Source organism: Microcoleus sp. A006_D1, assembly GCF_036702805.1.
In the GTDB taxonomy this organism is placed as follows: domain Bacteria; phylum Cyanobacteriota; class Cyanobacteriia; order Cyanobacteriales; family Microcoleaceae; genus Microcoleus.
On sequence record NZ_JAUBVZ010000021.1, the window covers coordinates 89,715 to 107,050 of the forward strand.

At 45.2% G+C, this 17,336-nt stretch carries 20 protein-coding genes; 13 read left to right on the forward strand and 7 right to left on the reverse strand.

Annotation, left to right across the window (positions count from 1 at the left end):
- Positions 1-266 precede the first annotated feature (266 nt).
- Positions 267-1,895, reverse strand: a complete 1,629-nt coding sequence (gene hflX, locus QUB68_RS26600) for a GTPase HflX (RefSeq protein ID WP_332997929.1) — start codon at positions 1,893-1,895, stop codon at positions 267-269.
- Between the two features lie 22 nt (positions 1,896-1,917).
- Between hflX and QUB68_RS26605 the strand changes: the two genes are divergently transcribed.
- The 5 genes from QUB68_RS26605 (at position 1,918) to QUB68_RS26625 (ending at position 4,743) form a co-directional block, all read left to right on the forward strand.
- Positions 1,918-2,055 carry a hypothetical protein gene (locus QUB68_RS26605; RefSeq protein WP_332997930.1) on the forward strand — a complete coding sequence of 46 codons (138 nt, stop codon included), beginning with the start codon at positions 1,918-1,920 and terminating at the stop codon, positions 2,053-2,055.
- A 405-nt stretch (positions 2,056-2,460) separates the two neighbouring features.
- Positions 2,461-2,673 carry a chlorophyll a/b-binding protein gene (locus tag QUB68_RS26610; protein WP_106151046.1) on the forward strand — a complete coding sequence of 71 codons (213 nt, stop codon included), beginning with the start codon at positions 2,461-2,463 and terminating at the stop codon, positions 2,671-2,673.
- Positions 2,674-2,968: 295 nt separating this feature from the next.
- Positions 2,969-3,250: a photosystem I reaction center subunit PsaK gene (locus tag QUB68_RS26615; RefSeq protein WP_332997931.1), complete on the forward strand. Its 282-nt coding sequence runs from the start codon at positions 2,969-2,971 to the stop codon at positions 3,248-3,250.
- Positions 3,251-3,411: 161 nt separating this feature from the next.
- Positions 3,412-4,104 (forward strand): SRPBCC family protein, encoded by a 693-nt coding sequence (locus QUB68_RS26620; RefSeq protein WP_332997932.1) that lies wholly within the window; start codon positions 3,412-3,414, stop codon positions 4,102-4,104.
- 264 nt (positions 4,105-4,368) lie between these two features.
- Complete coding sequence (locus QUB68_RS26625; protein WP_332997933.1) at positions 4,369-4,743, forward strand: signal peptidase I; 375 nt, start codon at positions 4,369-4,371, stop codon at positions 4,741-4,743.
- Here the strand turns inward: QUB68_RS26625 and galK are convergent.
- Entirely contained in the window at positions 4,733-5,812 is a 1,080-nt protein-coding gene (galK, locus tag QUB68_RS26630) for a galactokinase (RefSeq protein WP_332997934.1), read from the reverse strand. The genes QUB68_RS26625 and galK overlap by 11 nt on opposite strands.
- Before the next feature lie 324 nt (positions 5,813-6,136).
- Between galK and rsmA the strand changes: the two genes are divergently transcribed.
- The 4 genes from rsmA (at position 6,137) to QUB68_RS26650 (ending at position 9,628) form a co-directional block, all read left to right on the forward strand.
- Positions 6,137-6,964 (forward strand): 16S rRNA (adenine(1518)-N(6)/adenine(1519)-N(6))-dimethyltransferase RsmA, encoded by an 828-nt coding sequence (rsmA, locus tag QUB68_RS26635; protein WP_332997935.1) that lies wholly within the window; start codon positions 6,137-6,139, stop codon positions 6,962-6,964.
- A 55-nt stretch (positions 6,965-7,019) separates the two neighbouring features.
- The gene (locus QUB68_RS26640) at positions 7,020-7,439 is read left to right on the forward strand and encodes a hypothetical protein (RefSeq protein WP_332997937.1); all 420 of its coding nucleotides are present in this window, start codon (positions 7,020-7,022) and stop codon (positions 7,437-7,439) included.
- 87 nt (positions 7,440-7,526) lie between these two features.
- Complete coding sequence (locus tag QUB68_RS26645; protein WP_332997938.1) at positions 7,527-8,678, forward strand: AAA family ATPase; 1,152 nt, start codon at positions 7,527-7,529, stop codon at positions 8,676-8,678.
- Positions 8,679-8,827: 149 nt separating this feature from the next.
- Positions 8,828-9,628, forward strand: a complete 801-nt coding sequence (locus QUB68_RS26650; RefSeq protein ID WP_332997939.1) for a hypothetical protein — start codon at positions 8,828-8,830, stop codon at positions 9,626-9,628.
- Between the two features lie 102 nt (positions 9,629-9,730).
- Here QUB68_RS26650 and QUB68_RS26655 read toward each other — a convergent pair whose 3' ends face one another.
- Positions 9,731-10,336, reverse strand: coding sequence for a hypothetical protein (locus QUB68_RS26655; protein ID WP_332997940.1), 606 nt, complete (start codon positions 10,334-10,336; stop codon positions 9,731-9,733).
- A 51-nt stretch (positions 10,337-10,387) separates the two neighbouring features.
- Entirely contained in the window at positions 10,388-10,630 is a 243-nt protein-coding gene (locus QUB68_RS26660; RefSeq protein WP_332997941.1) for a helix-turn-helix domain-containing protein, read from the reverse strand.
- A 215-nt stretch (positions 10,631-10,845) separates the two neighbouring features.
- Here QUB68_RS26660 and QUB68_RS26665 point away from each other — a divergent pair, with 215 nt between their 5' ends.
- Positions 10,846-11,112, forward strand: a complete 267-nt coding sequence (locus QUB68_RS26665) for a hypothetical protein (protein ID WP_332997942.1) — start codon at positions 10,846-10,848, stop codon at positions 11,110-11,112.
- A 174-nt stretch (positions 11,113-11,286) separates the two neighbouring features.
- Here the strand turns inward: QUB68_RS26665 and cofH are convergent, their stop codons facing one another.
- On the reverse strand, positions 11,287-12,432 hold the full coding sequence (gene cofH, locus QUB68_RS26670) for a 7,8-didemethyl-8-hydroxy-5-deazariboflavin synthase subunit CofH (protein WP_332997943.1): 1,146 nt from the start codon (positions 12,430-12,432) through the stop codon (positions 11,287-11,289).
- 141 nt (positions 12,433-12,573) lie between these two features.
- Between cofH and QUB68_RS26675 the strand changes: the two genes are divergently transcribed.
- Both QUB68_RS26675 and QUB68_RS26680 read left to right on the forward strand, forming a co-directional pair.
- Complete coding sequence (locus QUB68_RS26675; protein ID WP_332997944.1) at positions 12,574-13,791, forward strand: glycosyltransferase; 1,218 nt, start codon at positions 12,574-12,576, stop codon at positions 13,789-13,791.
- Between the two features lie 167 nt (positions 13,792-13,958).
- A complete protein-coding gene (locus tag QUB68_RS26680; RefSeq protein WP_332997945.1) occupies positions 13,959-15,758 on the forward strand; it encodes a glycosyltransferase family 39 protein in 1,800 nt (599 codons plus the stop codon).
- A 162-nt stretch (positions 15,759-15,920) separates the two neighbouring features.
- On the opposite strand, the gene QUB68_RS26685 is transcribed toward QUB68_RS26680, so the two are convergent.
- A complete protein-coding gene (locus QUB68_RS26685; protein WP_332997946.1) occupies positions 15,921-16,373 on the reverse strand; it encodes an HNH endonuclease in 453 nt (150 codons plus the stop codon).
- 2 nt (positions 16,374-16,375) lie between these two features.
- Positions 16,376-16,648, reverse strand: coding sequence for a hypothetical protein (locus QUB68_RS26690; protein ID WP_332997947.1), 273 nt, complete (start codon positions 16,646-16,648; stop codon positions 16,376-16,378).
- A gap of 226 nt (positions 16,649-16,874) precedes the next feature.
- On the opposite strand from QUB68_RS26690, the gene QUB68_RS26695 reads away from it, so the two are divergent.
- A complete protein-coding gene (locus QUB68_RS26695; RefSeq protein ID WP_332997948.1) occupies positions 16,875-17,279 on the forward strand; it encodes a hypothetical protein in 405 nt (134 codons plus the stop codon).
- Positions 17,280-17,336: the final 57 nt, after the last annotated feature.

Consider the following 17,336-nt stretch of genomic DNA (forward strand, 5'->3'; position numbering starts at 1 on the left):
TGGTTGGCACGCAGTGAAGCAACATCTTTTTTTTTGGCAGCCTCTCAACCAACGGCTTTTACAGCCTTTAACCAAGAGTCTCTTTACCAGTACCGCCGCCTCCTGAAATTAATTATTTAACTCATCGCAAACTAGATCTGCCGTATTCTAGTATTTAATGCACAATCTGACTACTCTTTTATAGTCTCATGCTGCGACGCGATCTGTCCTCAGTATATGTACGTATATTCCCGAATGTCAAATACTTAAAAACAATCTTTAAGTATTTACCGAGGGTAGAGGGCGTATTGAATGAGCTGAGCTAGTCGATCGCGGAGAGTTTCCATTCCGAGACCTTTGGCCGCCGAGATAAATACGGCTTGAGGAAACTCTTCTCGGGCGAGGGCGAGAGTATTTTCATCTACGGCATCGATTTTGTTGAAAACGACAAGGGCGGGCCCGGGAGTTACGGGCATATCTGTCAAAATATTCATCACCGATCGAATTTGGCTCTGCCACGCGGGATGAGAGAGATCCACCAGGTGCAGCAAGGCATCGGCGTCAGTAACTTCTTCGAGGGTAGCCCGAAAAGCGTCGATCAAGGAGGGGGGCAGTTCGCGAATAAATCCCACTGTATCTGTGAGGACGATCGACAGCGGTTCGCCCGCCCCGGCGCCGCTCAGCGTCAGCTTTCGGGTGGTGGGGTCAAGGGTGGCAAATAACTGGTCGGCGGCGTAGACCTCGGAATTGGTGAGCAGGTTGAGCAGAGTCGATTTACCGGCGTTTGTGTAGCCGACGATCGCGACTGAGGGTACGTCCATGTGGTGCCGGTTCTGCCGCAGCCGGAAGCGGTGGGCGAGCAGTTGATTTACTTCTTGCTGCAATCTTGAAATGCGTTTGGCGATCGTCCGGCGTTCGGTTTCGAGTTTGGTTTCCCCGGGGCCTCTGGTACCGATGCCGCCACCTTGTTTCGACATTGCCTGGCCGCGACCTCTGAGCCGGGGCAGGGTGTATTCTAGCTGAGCGAGTTCGACTTGCAATTTACCTTCGCTCGATCGCGCTCTTTGGGCGAAGATGTCGAGAATTACCTCCGTGCGATCGACTACGCGGATACCGATTTGAATTTCCAAGTTCCGTATTTGTGCGGGGGACAGGTCGCGATCGAATACCACGAGGTTAGCGCTAATCGTTTGAGCGGTGAGGGAAATTTCCTGAACTTTGCCTTCACCGACGACTGTCTGCGGATGGGGGCGCGATCGTTTTTGGCGCACTGTTTGCAGTACCTGACCCCCGGCGCTTTCAACCAGCCGCGTGATTTCTGCGAGTCCGTCCTCAAAATCCAACAAATTCATCTGCTGAGTCATTACACCTACCAACAGAACTTTGTCTTGGTCTGCATCAACCTGCTTAGCTACAAACTCTGCTTGAAAGTCTGCTTCGAGTCCTTCCACCAACTCCAGAAAGTCTTGGTCTGCGAGGTCGTCCAAACTTAGAGGTTCTGAGATTTTCCAGGGAAAGTTTTGAGTTTTGATGGGTGATTTTTGAATTAAAGACTCTTCTATTTCATCAGTTTCATCAGTTTCATCAGTTGAAGATTTTTCTAACTGAGCGCTCAACACAGAGAACTCAAAATTTGGCCGGTCTCCCTGGGGTATCAGGTGAGCGAGATAAGTTTGTTGGATGTAACCGGCCGCACCACCGCCGCGGCGCTGAAATCCTCCGCCGGTCAGCGTCAGCCACACGAGGGCATCGAGGCGCTGAATGGCCATGGCGGTGAGGGCTGCTTCGCTGGGGATTTCTGGTTTGAGGTGGGTGGCGATGCAGCGAATGCCGCTGAGGCGACCTCCCCCGTAGCGGGGCAATTCTAGGGGCGCAATTTGGGTTTGGCGGGGCGTACCGACACCGACGCGAATCACTTGTCCGCGGCGGTTGATGTAGGTGCAGATTGGTTTGTCGATTTCGGTGCTGATGGCGGCGACGCGCTGGGCGAATTCTGCCGTGGTGATGCTATCGCCCGGTAGTCGCTGGTGGTACAGCTTTTCGAGTTGCTTGAGCTGGCTGGACTTTAAACCCTGAAGATTGCCGTAGATGGTTTCGATAACTGTTTTCTCCCTCGCGCTCTGTTTATCTCCTATTTTAGTTAACTCTGGGGCGATCGTGTTCTGGTTGGCCGTTGAAATTTACTAATTTTTTTTGCCTCTAGGAGCTCGCGGATTCAGTATTGTCGAGTCACCAGCGCCGTTGTTTGTCGCTCCGGGGCGATGCAGGCTTCACAGCAGCCATCTCAACTTGCAGTTTTTTTTAGTATCTCTAGATACAGGCTAACCGTGAAAAAATCTCGCTTAACAAAACTTAACACGTAATTTGGGGTTTCAAAATCCTCCTTTAGACTTGTGTGTATTTTGAGCCTACAGGCAGATAGCAAAGTAGAAACTAGGTCGCTACGATGATAAGCGAAACATTGTTAAGGAATGTAAAAACATGGAAACTCGTCCTACCAACCTACCTCCTACCGCTAATGCCTACAACGGCAAGGATCGGAACGCCTTTTTGTTTGGATTCAACCCGCAAGCAGAACTTTGGAACGGTCGCTTAGCGATGATCGGTTTCTTAGCTTATTTGCTTTGGGACGCGGCTGGATTTAGCGTTCTCCGCGACATACTGCACTTTCTGCCTACCTACATCGTTAAATAATAACGAGCAGTCTTTCCCGTCTGGCAGCTTCAGGAAATGCCGCAACTGCCAGACAGGCTAAAAGTTACAAATGGCAGCGAGTAGGGTCTGGTCTGTTTGTATCTTTCTTTACTTTTGAATGGCATTAAGAGATTTTTTGCTGTAACTCGATGATTGCGGGTGGGGCGCGGGTGTTGGCGCGGTGAATATTGAGAGCAAAACAGATATTTATAGCGTCAAAACTCTCGCCCTGCTGTATTTGTGGCAATAAATCTCATCGACAAGTTCTGATATTTTATGAAAAATAGGAGCATCAATGATGATTAACTCAAATTTACTCGCAGTAGTAGAATCGACCGTGAGCGATGCAGCCTCAGGAAATTGGCAAAAGCCGCTAGTGATGTTTGTGTGCAATATGCTAGCATTGCTAGTTTTGAGCCGCAGAATTTGGTATCCCCACGTCGGGCCGAAAATGCCTTTGCCTTTCCCATCTTTGTTCAACAATGTTAGCGTACCGGCATTTCTCGCTTGCATGAGCGCCGGTCATTTGCTGGGAGCGTTCACAATTTTGACGATGGGCGTCAGCAAGTATATTTAGGAGCAAATGCGCGGCTGTGGCGGCGATTTTTTGCTGTAATGGGTGGATTTAAATCCGCCGCAAAATTAGGGGTTAAGCGAATAGCACTAACCCCTAATTTTAAGTTTCGAGGGAACTGTGTGGCGGCGATTTTTCACGCTTAATTGACGAGGTTTAAAACAATGGAATCTACTTCGATCGCAAATTCTGACAAAGAAAACCAAACTAACAGCGGCGATACCGAACGCTGGGCTTCATTAATTGGTGGCGGGGCGCTGGTGCTTTTGGGTTTGTCGCAGCGTTCACTCAGAGGTGCTTTGCTGGCGGTTGCGGGTGGCGGTTTGGCGGCGCGCGGGCTGGGGGTTGTGGAGGGTTTGCAGTCGGGCGCAGATGCGAATCAAAGCATTAAAGTTGAAAAGACGGTGACGATCGACAAACCGGCTGATGAATTGTACCGTTACTGGCGCGATTTTGCAAATTTGCCTCGGTTTATGAAGCATCTCAAACACGTGACGGTAATAGATGAAAAGCGTTCTCACTGGATTGCCAGCGCGCCGATCGGCAATAGTGTAGAATGGGATGCAGAGATTGTGGGCGAAGAAGAAAATCGCTTTATTGCTTGGGCGTCTGTGGAAGGGGCGGATGTTGAGAATTCGGGTTTTGTGCGCTTTCAAGCGGCACCAGCGGGACGCGGTACAGAGGTAAAAGTGGTGATTGAATACAGCCCTCCGGGCGGTGCAATAGTTGCGGGCGCTGCTAAACTGTTTGGTGAAGCTCCCGAACAGCAAATTGCTGATGATTTGCGCAGGTTTAAGCAGTTTATGGAAGCTGGGGAAATGGCTACGACGGAAGGTCAATCTTCGGGCCGCAAGTAATAATTGCGATCGTGTCCGCTAAAATAACCGTAATTCCTGTAGGGGCGGGTTTTACCAACTATCTTTCCTTCACATCGACAATATCTATAAACCCGCCCCCACCCAGCTTGCGGGCAATTCAACTGACATGATATAACAATCATCAAGTTTGTAGTGAGGACTGAAGTCCTCTCTCTGGGCATTGAAATCAATTAGGACTAAAGTCTTTACTACAAACCGTTGAGTTTGTGTTACTAAAATATTTTTTTTTGAGATGATTAGCTGATGCCGTCTGAAGTGGTTTTCGGAAATGCGGGCGCTGAAGGTGCAAGTCGCGGCGGTTGGTTTGCGGGTCACTTTATGACGGCGTTCGACGACGCGCGATCGACTTCTGTGTTAGAGGTAAAATGGGGCGTTCACCCTGCGGGAGATTGTAGGACTCAGTGGGCGGTAAATGCGGCAGCAACTACGCTTTCTATCCTGGTAAAAGGGCGGTTTCGCCTGCAATTTCCCGATCAAGAAATCTTGCTTTGTCGCGAAGGAGATTATGCTCTCTGGCTGCCGGGAGTGGCTCATTATTGGTCGGCCGAGGAGGATTCAACGATCGTGACTGTGCGGTGGCCTTCGGTGTCGGGTGATAGTTCTGGAATTAAGAATTAAGTTTAACTTCGGGAACCAAAACGCGGCCGCTATAACCCGCGCGCTGGTGGCGATCGATCGCCTCTGACGCGATAACACCCGCTTTCCCACTCTCTACCAGCGCTACGCAAGCACCGCCAAAACCTCCGCCCGTCAGCCTTGCGCCGAAGACTCCGGGGATTGACTGCAAGATTGCCGCCAGCGCGTCTACTGCCGGTGTCGAAACTTCGTAGTCGTCGCGCTGGCTGGCGTGGGAAGCATTCATTAGCTCGCCGAAACGCTCGGCGGGCAAAGATTTTACGGCTTCGAGCACGCGATTGTTTTCGGTAACGACGTGGCGCGATCGCCTTTTGAGAGGTTCCGGCAATACTTCCACTGCTTTGGGATCGGTGATATCCCTGAGAGCTTTAACGCCCAATCTGCGGGCTGATTCTTCGCACTCAGCGCGCCGCTGGTTGTAGCCGCTTCCGGCTGCTAGGTTGTGGCTTTCACCGCTGTCAACGACTAAAATTTCTGTGCCTGTGGGAAAGGGTATCGGGCGGTATTCGAGGCTGCGGGTATCGAGAAATAGCATAGTTTTGGTGTCTGCTAAACTCGACGCCATTTGATCCATGATGCCGCAGTTCAACCCGGCATATCGAATTTCGGCTAGCTGTCCGATTTGAGCGAGGCGCACGTCGTCTAGGGGAAGGTTGAGCAGGGCGCGCATCCCTCTGAGGGTGGCTATTTCTAAAGCGGCGCTGCTGGACAAACCGGCGCCGATCGGCACATCCGAGGTAATGTAGATATTTAGTGGCGGTATTTTGTATCCTTCTTTTTCTACAAGTCTGATGCAGCCGCAGATATAACTTACGAATTTTTGCGGTATCGTATCGTCGTCTGAAAAATTTATGAGTTCGTCATATTCTGCTGAATAAAAATGGTGTCTGGCGTCGCTGCTGAAGCCGATTTGTACTGTTGTGCGCTGGGGAATTGCAGTCGGAAGTACAAATCCGTCGTTGTAGTCTGTGTGTTCGCCCAGCATATTTACTCTTCCGGGCGCGCTGGCTTGGGTTTTGGGTAATGTACCAAATACTCGTTGGAATTTCATTTTTGGGGAATTGGGAATTGGTAATTGGGAATGGGTAATTGAGAACAAATAAACTTATTTCTTATTAATAATTTATTAAACCCTCTCCCCGATCGGGATCAATTAAAATCAGACGATTCATTACTCCAATCCTCTTGCTTCTAGGTAGAGGTAGCCCTCAAGCGGTCAACTGTCAACTGTCAACTGAAGGTTAATCCTTTTATGATGCCCAAGTTTTTTGCTGAATTCAACCCCTGTTTACAAAAATAAACATGAGTGTAAGTTGGGAAAAAATATGGGGTTGTGATAAAATGACAGGCTAAGATTTCTGCAAGAATTCAAAAAATGCGATCGACCATACCCCGGAAACAGTTTGCTCAACATTGGCTCAAAAGCGAGAAAGCCTTAGATAAGATTGTCAAAGCAGCGAGTTTGGAGGGTTCTCGCGTCCTGGAAATCGGGCCGGGCACGGGGATTCTGACTCGGCGCTTGCTGCCTGCGGCTGAGTCGGTTGTTGCTGTGGAGATCGATCGAGATTTGTGCCTAAAACTAGCCAAGCAACTCGGCAAAACCGACAATTTTTTACTGCTGCAAGGCGATTTCCTGGAAATGGACTTAGAAGCGGAACTCAGGGTGTTTCCCAAATTTCAAAACCCCAATAAAGTTGTTGCCAACATTCCCTATAATATCACTGGGCCGATCCTGCAAAAACTGCTGGGAACGATATCTGCGCCTGCTGCTAAACCCTTTGATGCGATCGTGCTATTAGTGCAGAAAGAAGTAGCCCAAAGGCTTTATGCTAAACCGGGTTCTACAGCTTTTGGCGCTTTGTCGGTGCGGGTGCAGTATTTAGCAGAATGCGAGTTAATTTGCGATGTACCGTCAAAAGACTTTTATCCGCCGCCAAAAGTCGATTCTGCCGTGGTGCGGCTGCTTCCCAGACAGATAGAAACGCCAGCGATTAATCCGCGCTATTTGGAGACTTTAATCAAGTTAGGATTTGGGAGCAAGCGCAAGATGCTGCGAAATAATTTGAAAGGAGCTGTGGATTTAGATAAACTCGTTCAATTGTTAGAAGAGTTACAGATAAATCCTCAATCTCGCGCTGAAGATTTAAGCGTGGCGCAATGGGTAAGCTTGAGCAATAATTTGTTTTCAGAACAGATTGTTTAGGGTTTGGCGACGGTGTGAGTAGGGATTTTTGAATGCTTAAAAAGCTCGCTCTGAAATGCTGATTTGCCCAATTTTGTTAGCTGCAAAAGATGCATTAGGGGGCAAGATTAGCTTGTTTTCTGGGGAAGACTTCACCGTCGAGCCGGAAGTAGGACTTAACGGCATCTGCAATTACATTCTCAGTCTTTCTTCCGAGCAATTATTTGTCACAGCGCCAGTGGCTATAATAGTGGAAGCTAAGAAAGAAGATTTGAAAGGAGGATTGGGTCAATGTGTGGCAGAAATGCTGGCGGCACAAAAGTTCAACGCGGCTAAGCAAATTTCTATTCCGATAATTTATGGATCTATTACAACAGGGAGTATCTGGCGTTTTTTGAAGTTGGAAGGACAAACTGTTACGATCGGTTTGAGGGAATATTCTTTAATGCCGATAGAGCAAATTTTGGGAATTTTAGTTAGCTTTATTAGTTACTAAGTTTGAGGAGTTAAATTTCACGAATTGTGGTACAATCGCCAAGATAAACTCAATCACACTGAATGCAAGCCAACACAGGAGTTTTATATGCACTTACTACGAGTTCAAGTTCCTGATTTTCGGGGTTTAAAGGACATTGACATAACTTTTGAAAAGGATTTTTTTCCTAAAATATTCCCACTGGGTAGTCAAAATGGCGGCGGGAAAAGTACCCTATTGCAGTTGATTTTTGTGTTGTTACACTGTTCTGTTGATGAGGATAAAAAACCGTTTTTAGAAAATCTACTTCAGGGATTTAAAATTCATGAAAGAGACGAAGAAAAAATTTTAGCAATCATTGACATTTGGGATGGAGAAAACATCGTCAATCTTAAATTTTATTGTTACAAGTATTCTATTGAAGCTGGGACAGAACTTGATGATGAAGAGATGAATCACATAGGGATCTCCAAAGAAATCATAGATGTCTGTTCTTTTTCAAAAGTTACAGGTACATTTTCTCAGTATGACCACGACTATGAAATACTAACAATTACAGAGTTAAAATGTCGTTTTAACAATCCCAACAAGGAGCAAGCAGAATTATTTTTAGATAAGGTATCCCGTAAAATTTTTCTAGCAGCTCCGTCCACACAAGTTTTTCTATTTCTTCCGCCGGATTCTAGAAAACTATTATTTAGCAACTCACGTAACGGAGATAATTATTACGGGATACTCGAATCTGCCCGATCCAAATTACCAGGCTTGTTTACCTACGACTTTCTTGCTGTAGAGCTACTTATTAAATCATTTAAAGCCGCTCGCGATCGCGATTTCAGAGAAGCGATACAAACAGGTAGCTACGGGAACAGCTATCAAACTCTAATTAACGACTTAAATCTGCTATTGGGTAATAAAAGGATAAATTTAAATGAAGATTTTTCGGGAGTCAACTTTAAACTGTACAATAATGATGAAACTATAGAACTATATCCAGAGGATTTAAGTCACGGCGAACTCAAAAGACTTAGCATTTTTGCTTGGCTCAAGTCCCATAACATAAAAGATGCTATTATTTTGATGGATGAGGTTGAAATTGCTTTTCATCCAGATTGGCAATATCAAATTATATCAGACCTTAAAGAGTGGGCACCCAGCAATCAATATATTCTGGCAACTCACTCCTACGAATTGTGTCAAGCCCTGACACCGGCTCATGTTAAAGAAATTGAGCCAAAACTGATCAAACAAGAATCCTAATACTAGAAATGAGTCTGAATCCAGAACAGCTAAAACAACACTGCGAGATGATTCTTGAATCTCGCAGAATTAAGAACAAAATTGTAGTGCTATGCGAAGGCCCTATTCCCGATATCGAGGGTATACGATCGCCTCAAGCTTATAAAAACATGGAGCAAATGCCGGATGCAAACTTTTATAATGCTTGCGTTCCGAGATGGTGGAGAGAGAAGCGGCCGCAATTCTTTAATTGTGGCGGCCGCTCAACTGTAATAAATACTTATTTGAATCTTTTAACATTACACGAACATGATACCACTAATTCGTATTTAGATCCAGATCGACTTTTTGCAATGATAGATTTGGACTTGCAACTGCAAGAAATTGATAATTACAGTTTTCCAGATACAGAAGCAATTTTTTGCAATCTTTACGAAAAATCGGAGGTGAAAGCACAAAATGCAGCGCTACACCGGATATGGATTACAGGTTTGATTCATAAAGAAGCATATTTTATCACACCTGAACTTCAATCAATATTTGATGATTATGCTAATTCTCCGATGTATCAGGATAATCCTGTTCAACTCAATAGTATTTATATTGATATGGCTGATAAAATTAGTAGCGATCCAGACTTGAAGAATAACCTTAACATAAAGAGAGCGCTCGATCGCATAAATCATTGTTTAAATTGTGCGGACTTAAATAAATTTGAGGATTCCTGGAAAAATGAGTTTAAAAATACGTCCGATGAAACTCGGAAGAATCAGTTAATTATGGCTTTGCTCACAATTAAAAAAGCTAAGGATTCTTGGGCAAAAATTAAGCCACCAGTTGACTGGAGCGGTAACGATCGCGAATTTAGAGAACAACTCTCACTAAAGATTGGAGAATTTTATTCACAGCAAAGTAGCGATATTAAGTGTCATATTCCTTTTTTTTTCAACACATTGCATGAGTTTGTTTAATCATTCTTGGACGCAACATTATCACGGATTGGGGACAATCACAAAGAAATTCCACCTACAAAACGCGCTTGTGTAGAAACTTTGCATCCACGACTGGATTATTCACCCATCTTGTACCATCCAAACCAGCATTCCCAAAATTTGCTCCAGCGGAACCAAGGCATAATCATTAAGATCCAATGATACAGTTTTTTCCTCCAATTTGAGAAATCGCCACTGCGTACCGTTACTGACACTTCCATAAACAACAGGAATTGGTTTTCCCTTAGCTTCATTAAACTTCTGCATTGCTACCATTTCGGCTATGCACTGTCCAATTCCTGTTTTCAAATCTGCTTTCTTCGCCTCAACAACTGCGACTGCTGGTGCTTCAATTTCTAACATTTCTGAAGAGCGACTAATCAAGAAATCACAAATTCCATTCAGTCCTTGTTTGAAATCAACGGTAAAGTCTTCCCCCGAAAATAAGCTAATCTTCTCCTGCAAAATCTTTCTGACTTCTAGCAGTACCGGAGTAATAATCATTTCCGATCGCGCTTTTTCACTTCCTGTCGCCACAGCTACGGGTAAACTATGCGCCAAAAAATCTGTCAGGGTTGCACTTGGAGCGATCGGAGTTATTGGCGGTAGAAATCGCGGCCCTTCTATTGTCGTCAATCCAAAGGCTGCTTTGACTTTTAGAATAGTCGTAAATTCGCTATAAGACATTGTTTTTTAACGGGGCTAGGGGAATATGGGAGACTTGAGAATACTTTAATTCTATTCATCAGCATCGCTGGGATAACCAAATTGGTCTGGTAATTCAGCAGAGGTAATTTGCAAAATCTCTAGCAACCTCTTGTATTGCACAGGCGTTAGCTTCGGTACGGATCGCCCCGCTTCCCAGTTGCTGACTGTCGCTTCAGTAACTCCAAGTGCTTCTGCTAGCTGCTTTTGAGTCATAAACCGCTGAACTCTCAGTCGCATTAGCGGTGATCGCTCAGCTCTTTCTGAGATTTCCATAGGCTATTTGTTAACTTATATTAAATAATTTAGATTTTGCCTAAAATAATTGACATTTGCCCTAAATTAATTTAGGCTTAAGCCAATAAAGAATAGACAGCACCAGAACCACAACTTGTGCTGTAGGGGAATTGTTGTCTTTTCTTCAATCTGTCATTGTACGCGGTTTTACCGTTACAAAGCATCAAACCTATCCCAAATTGTTTGTCAAAACTATGTTGCAAGATTCCGCATCGAATCAAGTATCGCCGCAAGTTTTAACTAACCAAAGCTTTGAGGCCGATAATCGCGAATCCATCCGTCACGTCATCATCGGTTCGCCGCTGGGTGTACGGCGCACTATCCACCAACTCCACGCCTTGCGCTACGCGGAGGTTGCTCTTTGGACGCATCAGATCGCGATTCCCGACAATCGCATCGTCATTACACCGCAACAGGGAGAAATCATGAGCTTGTTGGTCAAGTTGATTCGGTTGGATTGATGTGTTAATGTGCGATCGCCCTTTCGAGCATTGTAGTCGAAAGTGCGATCGCACATCTCCCCTGCTCACCCGTACTAAATCCGGGATTTTTACATTCTTTATTTCTTAGTCCGCGCACCATCCGGACATTGTTTGTATAGCAGCGGTTTCAACCGCCGATTTATTGGGGAATATTTAACTTATTACAGCGAATTTGTCAACCCCCAAAGCTCGATAAATTGTATCCCTTTGCTGATAATTCCTGCCCAAAGAACTAATCGCATTTTGCAAATCTTCCACAGACTGACAACTGCCGCCAACCGCACCAGCCATTGTGGTAATATGTTCTTCCATCAAAGTGCCGCCGATGTCATTGCAGCCCCATTTCAGCGCTTCTGTCGCTCCTGCTAAACCCAATTTTACCCAGCTTGGCTGATGATTGGGAATCAAATTTCCTAAGAAGATTCTCGATACAGCCGTGAGCAACAATGTATCTGCTAAAATTGGTTGGTCGCGGCCGACTCGACTGCGTAAAGGAGCGGGTGCATCCTGTCCGACAAAGGGGAGTAAAATGAATTCTGTGATGCGCGCTGGATAGTTGTTGTTAATAGCTGTTTGTTGGAGCGATCGCACTTTTTCTAAATGCAGAACCTGCTGTTTTGCGGTCTCAATATGCCCGCAAAGCATCGTGCTAGTTGTCGGCAAACCCAAGCGGTGAGCGGTTCCCACAATTTCCAACCAAGTTGCCGAATCAAGTTTTTCCGGGCAAATCACTCGGCGCACTGCATCGTCGAGAACTTCCGCCGCGGTTCCCGGCATCGAACCGACTCCCGCATCCCGCAAAGCCGAAATTACATAGCTGAAACTCAGATTATCTTGTCTGGCAATAAATTCTATTTCTTGCGGCGAAAAAGCGTGCAAGTGCAACTGCGAAAACTTATCCTTAATAGTTTTCACCAATTGCAGATAATAAGGCAAAGATGCGCCGTTCAGTTTAGCTTGAAGATTTAAGCCACCCTGCATACAAATTTCTGTCGCATCCCGTCGCACTGCATCAGTTGCCTTCTCCTGAATTTGGGCTGCGTCTAACCAAAAAGCGCCTTCATCTCCCTCGTCGCGGCGGAATGCACAGAAACTGCAATGCTGCTCGCAAATATTGGTAAAATTAATATTTCGGTTGATAACGTAGGTGACAGTATCGCCTGATTGTTGGCGGCGCAGCAAGTCAGCGGTTGTTTGAATTAGGGCGATCGCATCTGGATCTCTTTGCTGCAAAAGTACCAATGCCTCTGCGGTAGAGATGTTATAACCTTGTAAAGCGCGATCTAGAATTGCATCCACAGTTTTCTTTTGTTAGCTCAGCTACAGAATTATTGCCTAGAATTAAGGCGTTTTTATATCTTAACAAATCAATCATAAAGGAACGATCATCTAAAATCTCAAGTCCTACAAACCATCCTTTACTTTCTGGGAACTGAAATCATGAGCATCAACCAAGCAAATCACCTGTTGCCAGTGCCGTCTGGGCCTTTGCAAATTCCTGCGGTAGGGACTTTCGCTTCAACTTTTACAGACGCAGACACACCGCCAATTTATTTTTCCCTGGTCATTCCCACCTACAACGAGTGCAAGAATGTCAAGAGTATTGTGCAACAATTGACCCAATTGCTCGATGGCAGCATTCCCGGTAACTACGAATTAATTGTAGTCGATGACAACAGCCCCGATCGCACTTGGGAAGTTGCCCAGTCCATGACAACCGAATATCCGCAATTGCGGGTGATGCGCCGGGAAGACGAGCGGGGACTTTCCACAGCAGTAATTCGCGGGTGGCAGGCCGCTCGGGGCGAGGTTTTGGGCGTCATCGATGCCGACTTGCAGCACCCCCCGGAGACGCTGTTGCAGCTTTTAGCAGAAATTCAGCGGGGAGCCGATTTGGCCGCTGCGAGTCGCCACGTTGCCGAGGGCGGGGTGAGCGACTGGAGTGTGATCCGGCGATTTTTGTCGCGGGGCGCTCAAACTGTTGGATTGATTATACTGCCGGGAGTGGTGGGCCGAGTTTCCGATCCGATGAGTGGCTATTTTATGGTGCGCCGCAGTTGTATTGCCGGCAAAACCATGAATCCTGCGGGTTACAAAATTTTGATTGAAGTGCTCGGCAGGGGCAATATCCGCTGGATTGGAGAAGTTGGTTATGTGTTTCAGGAGCGGAAAGAAGGCGAGAGCAAAGTTACTGGGAAACAGTATATTGAGTATTTGCGGCATTTGCTCATATTGCGGTTTGCCCGCTGGCCGATGGGTAAGTTTCTGCGGTTTGGTATCGTGGGTTTCAGCGGCGTGTTTGTGAATATGGCGGTTTTGTACGTGCTGCGTGAGAGCTTGAATTTGGAGCTGACTCGCAGTCTGATTATTGCTGCTGAATTAGCAATTATTAGTAACTTTTTGTGGAATGATTTGTGGACTTTTGGGGATATTTCTAAGCGGCAGCCGGGAAATCGCCAGCGCTTCAAACGCTTGTTGAAATTTAATACAATTTGTTTGATGGGCTTAATTTTGAATGTACTGCTGGTCAATCTGATGTTTAATGTTTTTGGGATTAATGCTTATTTGGCTAATTTAATTGCGATTGTGGCTGTGACTCTGTGGAATTTCTGGATCAATATGAAGTTGAGCTGGCGGGTGACAGAAGTTGATAGTTGATAGTTGACAGTTGGCAGTTGGCAGTTGGCAGTTGGCAGTTGACAATTGACCGCAAACAGGGGGGGGTTTAAACATTTGCTAGTTGTTAACTATCAACTAGCAACTATCAACTGTCAACTGTCAACTATAATAACTCTTCTTCCCTATGCCTCTGAATGACTGAATTGATGATTAAGAACAAACAACTATTGTTGCTATTGCTCTGGACAGCGATCGCCTGTATTTTGCGTTTTGCGAATTTGGACTTGAAACCGCTGTGGACAGACGAGTTTTCAACTCTAGTGTTTAGTTTGGGCAACAGTTTTCGCGGGGTGCCGCTCGATCGCGCGATCGACTTTTCCACCTTACTACAACCGCTGCAATTTCGTCCCGATGCTGGCATTGCAGATGTCCTCAACCATTTGCTGCTGGAAAGCAACCATCCGCCAGTGTATTTTATGCTCGCCCACTGGTGGATGCGGTTGTTTGGGCCGACTCAGGATAGTTTAGTGTGGATTGGGCGATCGCTCCCGGCGTTATTAGGAGTGATTTCAGTTCCCGCTATCTACTTTTTAGGAAAATTTGCGTTCAATTCAAGTTTAGTCGGTCAATGTGCGGCGGCGATGATGGCAGTTTCTCCCTACGGCATTTATCTCGCTCAAGAAGCTCGCCATTATACTTTAGGAATCTTATTAGTTATTGCCTCTCTTTTTTGCTTGACATTAGCTGCAAAAAAGCTACAACAGCGCGCTCTTATGCCAATTTGGGCGGTGCTACTTTGGATAATTGTTAACTGTTTAGGCATTGCATCTCACTACTTTTTCGCGCTGACTTTGTGTGCGGAAGCCATAGCATTAATTGCTGTAATCTGGCAACAGTTTTATGGGAAGTTGTCAATTTCAGACAGTCAGCAGCCCATTGTTTGGCAATTTCAAATCCTGTGGCGACTCATAGTTGTAGCGCTGGGTACTGTGGCGGGCGGTTTAGTCTGGCTACCGATATTTTTGTCGAATAAATACGGCAGCGAGCTCACGAATTGGCTTGTCAGTGGCGATCGCACATTTGTAGATTGGATAAGTCCGATTTTTCAAGCTTTAGCTGGATGGATTACTATCATCTCTCTACTGCCCGTTGAATCGTCAAATTTGGCTGTGGTGGTGGGATCTGCGATCGGCATGGCAATATTTTTAATCTGGGCGCTTCCCCTGCTGCTAAACGCTCTTAAAACTTCCTTGAAAACACCAGATCCTCGCTTAGGTACTGTTATTTTTGGCGGATTTGCGATCGGAGCAATTTTCCTATTTTTCAGCTTTGCATATATTCTAGGAATTGACCTAACTCGCGGGCCTCGATACAATTTCGTCTACTTTCCGGGGGTAATATTACTATTAGGATCAACCTTAGCATTTATTTATGACACACCTACAACAAAAACTCGATGGTTTAATTTACCTGCGATCGAAGTTTCTGGTAAAAAAGCAGTTATGCTAATTTTAGCAATGGGTTTTGTGAGCGGTATAACAGTAAATTCTAATCTCGGCTATCGCAAATATTACAAGCCAGACCTCTTAATTCCGATTATCCGCGAAGTCTCGAAAGTTCCCGTGTTAATTGCCACTACTCAAAAGACTCATGTAGAAATAGGAGAGTTGATGGGGATAGGATTGGAATGGGAAAGAAGGAAGAAGGGTTCGGCAGCGGATTATGTAACGGATGTAACGGATGTAACGGATGTTAGGAAGAAGCAAGAAGTTAAAGCCTTTGATTCTCCACGGTTTCTTTTAGTTAAGCAGAGAAGAGATGAGCCGGAAATTGTGGCGGGGATACTTGACAAGACACTCAGTCAATTGGAACGTCCACTAGATTTGTGGTTGGTGAATTTTCGCATACCTGTTATTTTAGCTGCACAAAAGTGTCAGCTTGAATCTCGCGATTTACCTGGTGTGGATGGGTATGAATATCAAGTTTATCATTGTTCTCGGTCATAGTTGTAGGGTGTGTCGCTTGCATAAAATCCCTAAAAAAAATCGATCGCGCTTTCGATTAAAATAAGTACGTTAGCCAAGCTTTCGGCAGAAATCGAGCTTTCATTTCAGTACAAATTTCTAGGCAGAAGTAGCCGCTCAAAGTTTGAGTAACTCTCAGTATGCTCAACTTTCTGATTGAATTAAATCGCCAGCAGGAGGATGTCGTTTTATAGCTTTGTCAGCAGCCCGAATATTAAGCACTCTCTCTCGATTTAATACTAATGCTGTAACTGTAGCTCGTCCAATAGGAGTCAAACCAACTATTGATAATCCATCCGCAGACCAAATAAAATGTTCGTTCCAACTATCTTGTCTGGGATTAAACAAGGGTACTTCTACGTCTGACTGAGCATCTATCGCTCTAGTTTTATCAGATTTCTTGCGGTTGCAGTGAAAGCAAGCTAGTGCCAAATTGTCAATATCATTAGTCCCATTTTTAGTTAAGGGAATGATGTGTTCGATAGTAAACTCTACGTACTGCCATTGTTCGGAGGCATGACAATATTCGCACAGACAGTTTGCTCTCTGACGAACTTGATTTTGGATATTTTCAGGGATTTGACGGCGAGGGGACATTTCTATACAGTAGGCTGAATCTGGTTGAGGAAAAGATTGCGGACAGTTCGATTGACAAAACTGAGGTAATCGTCGATTTCTTCGTAAAGATTGAGTTCTTGTTCTTCGTCAGGATTGAGGGGTAAAGTTTGTTGTTTGTCTAACAGTTCTTCTATGCGATTTTTGACGGCTGTGGAGGCTCTAAACATGGGTATGCCTTCCACTAATTCAATGCGAATAGCTCCTTCTATGGGTAGAGTATCACGCAGGTTTTCCAGTTGTGGCAGGATTAGCATAGTTGTGGATTTTATGGTTTTCCGTCTTGATTATATCAATAATTTTCAAGGATAACTCAAGCGATCGCGCTTTCGATGAAAATAAGTACGTTAGCCAAGCTTTCGGCAGGAATCGACCTTTTATTTACCGCTACTCTTGATCAGACGATGACACGGTAGAGAGAGAGGGCGATCGCTTTCCCTGAAACAGTAAGCTACAATCATAAAATCAGGCTAGAGATTGACCGTGGAGCAAAATTATATCCAGCAAAGTCAGAACATCTACAACCTTGCCGAGCCTGAGTATGAACGGTATTATTATGATGAGGATACAGGCGGGTTTGTACTCATCCATCAAAACCATAATACCAATGATTCTGAGCGGTTTATCGCTGAAGTTTTGGCGAGACTTGGGTGGCGAGTGAAGTTATTGAGCGAGCAAGCTGCACCAGGAATCAGAACACCTGATGCTGAAATTGATGGGGAAATCTGGGAGTTTAAAGAACTGAGTCCAGAGGCAGTCAGTATCAAAAATACAGTTCAAAGGGGAGTAGCTGTCGCTAAAAAACGCGCTCGCAATGTAGCTTATCATATAAATAATGAGGCTAATATTGCAGATATCAATAAAGGAATTAAGCTGTTTGACATCTAAATTGCATTGGGTATATAATACTACAGTTATACTTAATTCAAAGTAATGCCAGTTAAA

What these genes read in the sequence shown, in the direction of transcription:
- QUB68_RS26610 (WP_106151046.1), top strand. Translation starts at nt 2,461, where the DNA reads ATGGAAACTCGTCCTACCAACCTACCTCCTACCGCTAATGCCTACAAC.
- QUB68_RS26615 (WP_332997931.1), top strand. Translation starts at nt 2,969, where the DNA reads ATGATGATTAACTCAAATTTACTCGCAGTAGTAGAATCGACCGTGAGC.
- QUB68_RS26620 (WP_332997932.1), top strand. Translation starts at nt 3,412, where the DNA reads ATGGAATCTACTTCGATCGCAAATTCTGACAAAGAAAACCAAACTAAC.
- QUB68_RS26625 (WP_332997933.1), top strand. Translation starts at nt 4,369, where the DNA reads ATGCCGTCTGAAGTGGTTTTCGGAAATGCGGGCGCTGAAGGTGCAAGT.
- galK (WP_332997934.1), bottom strand. Translation starts at nt 5,812, where the DNA reads ATGAAATTCCAACGAGTATTTGGTACATTACCCAAAACCCAAGCCAGC.
- rsmA (WP_332997935.1), top strand. Translation starts at nt 6,137, where the DNA reads ATGCGATCGACCATACCCCGGAAACAGTTTGCTCAACATTGGCTCAAA.
- QUB68_RS26640 (WP_332997937.1), top strand. Translation starts at nt 7,020, where the DNA reads ATGCTGATTTGCCCAATTTTGTTAGCTGCAAAAGATGCATTAGGGGGC.
- QUB68_RS26645 (WP_332997938.1), top strand. Translation starts at nt 7,527, where the DNA reads ATGCACTTACTACGAGTTCAAGTTCCTGATTTTCGGGGTTTAAAGGAC.
- QUB68_RS26650 (WP_332997939.1), top strand. Translation starts at nt 8,828, where the DNA reads ATGGAGCAAATGCCGGATGCAAACTTTTATAATGCTTGCGTTCCGAGA.
- QUB68_RS26655 (WP_332997940.1), bottom strand. Translation starts at nt 10,336, where the DNA reads ATGTCTTATAGCGAATTTACGACTATTCTAAAAGTCAAAGCAGCCTTT.
- QUB68_RS26660 (WP_332997941.1), bottom strand. Translation starts at nt 10,630, where the DNA reads ATGGAAATCTCAGAAAGAGCTGAGCGATCACCGCTAATGCGACTGAGA.
- QUB68_RS26665 (WP_332997942.1), top strand. Translation starts at nt 10,846, where the DNA reads ATGTTGCAAGATTCCGCATCGAATCAAGTATCGCCGCAAGTTTTAACT.
- QUB68_RS26675 (WP_332997944.1), top strand. Translation starts at nt 12,574, where the DNA reads ATGAGCATCAACCAAGCAAATCACCTGTTGCCAGTGCCGTCTGGGCCT.
- QUB68_RS26680 (WP_332997945.1), top strand. Translation starts at nt 13,959, where the DNA reads ATGATTAAGAACAAACAACTATTGTTGCTATTGCTCTGGACAGCGATC.
- QUB68_RS26685 (WP_332997946.1), bottom strand. Translation starts at nt 16,373, where the DNA reads ATGTCCCCTCGCCGTCAAATCCCTGAAAATATCCAAAATCAAGTTCGT.
- QUB68_RS26690 (WP_332997947.1), bottom strand. Translation starts at nt 16,648, where the DNA reads ATGCTAATCCTGCCACAACTGGAAAACCTGCGTGATACTCTACCCATA.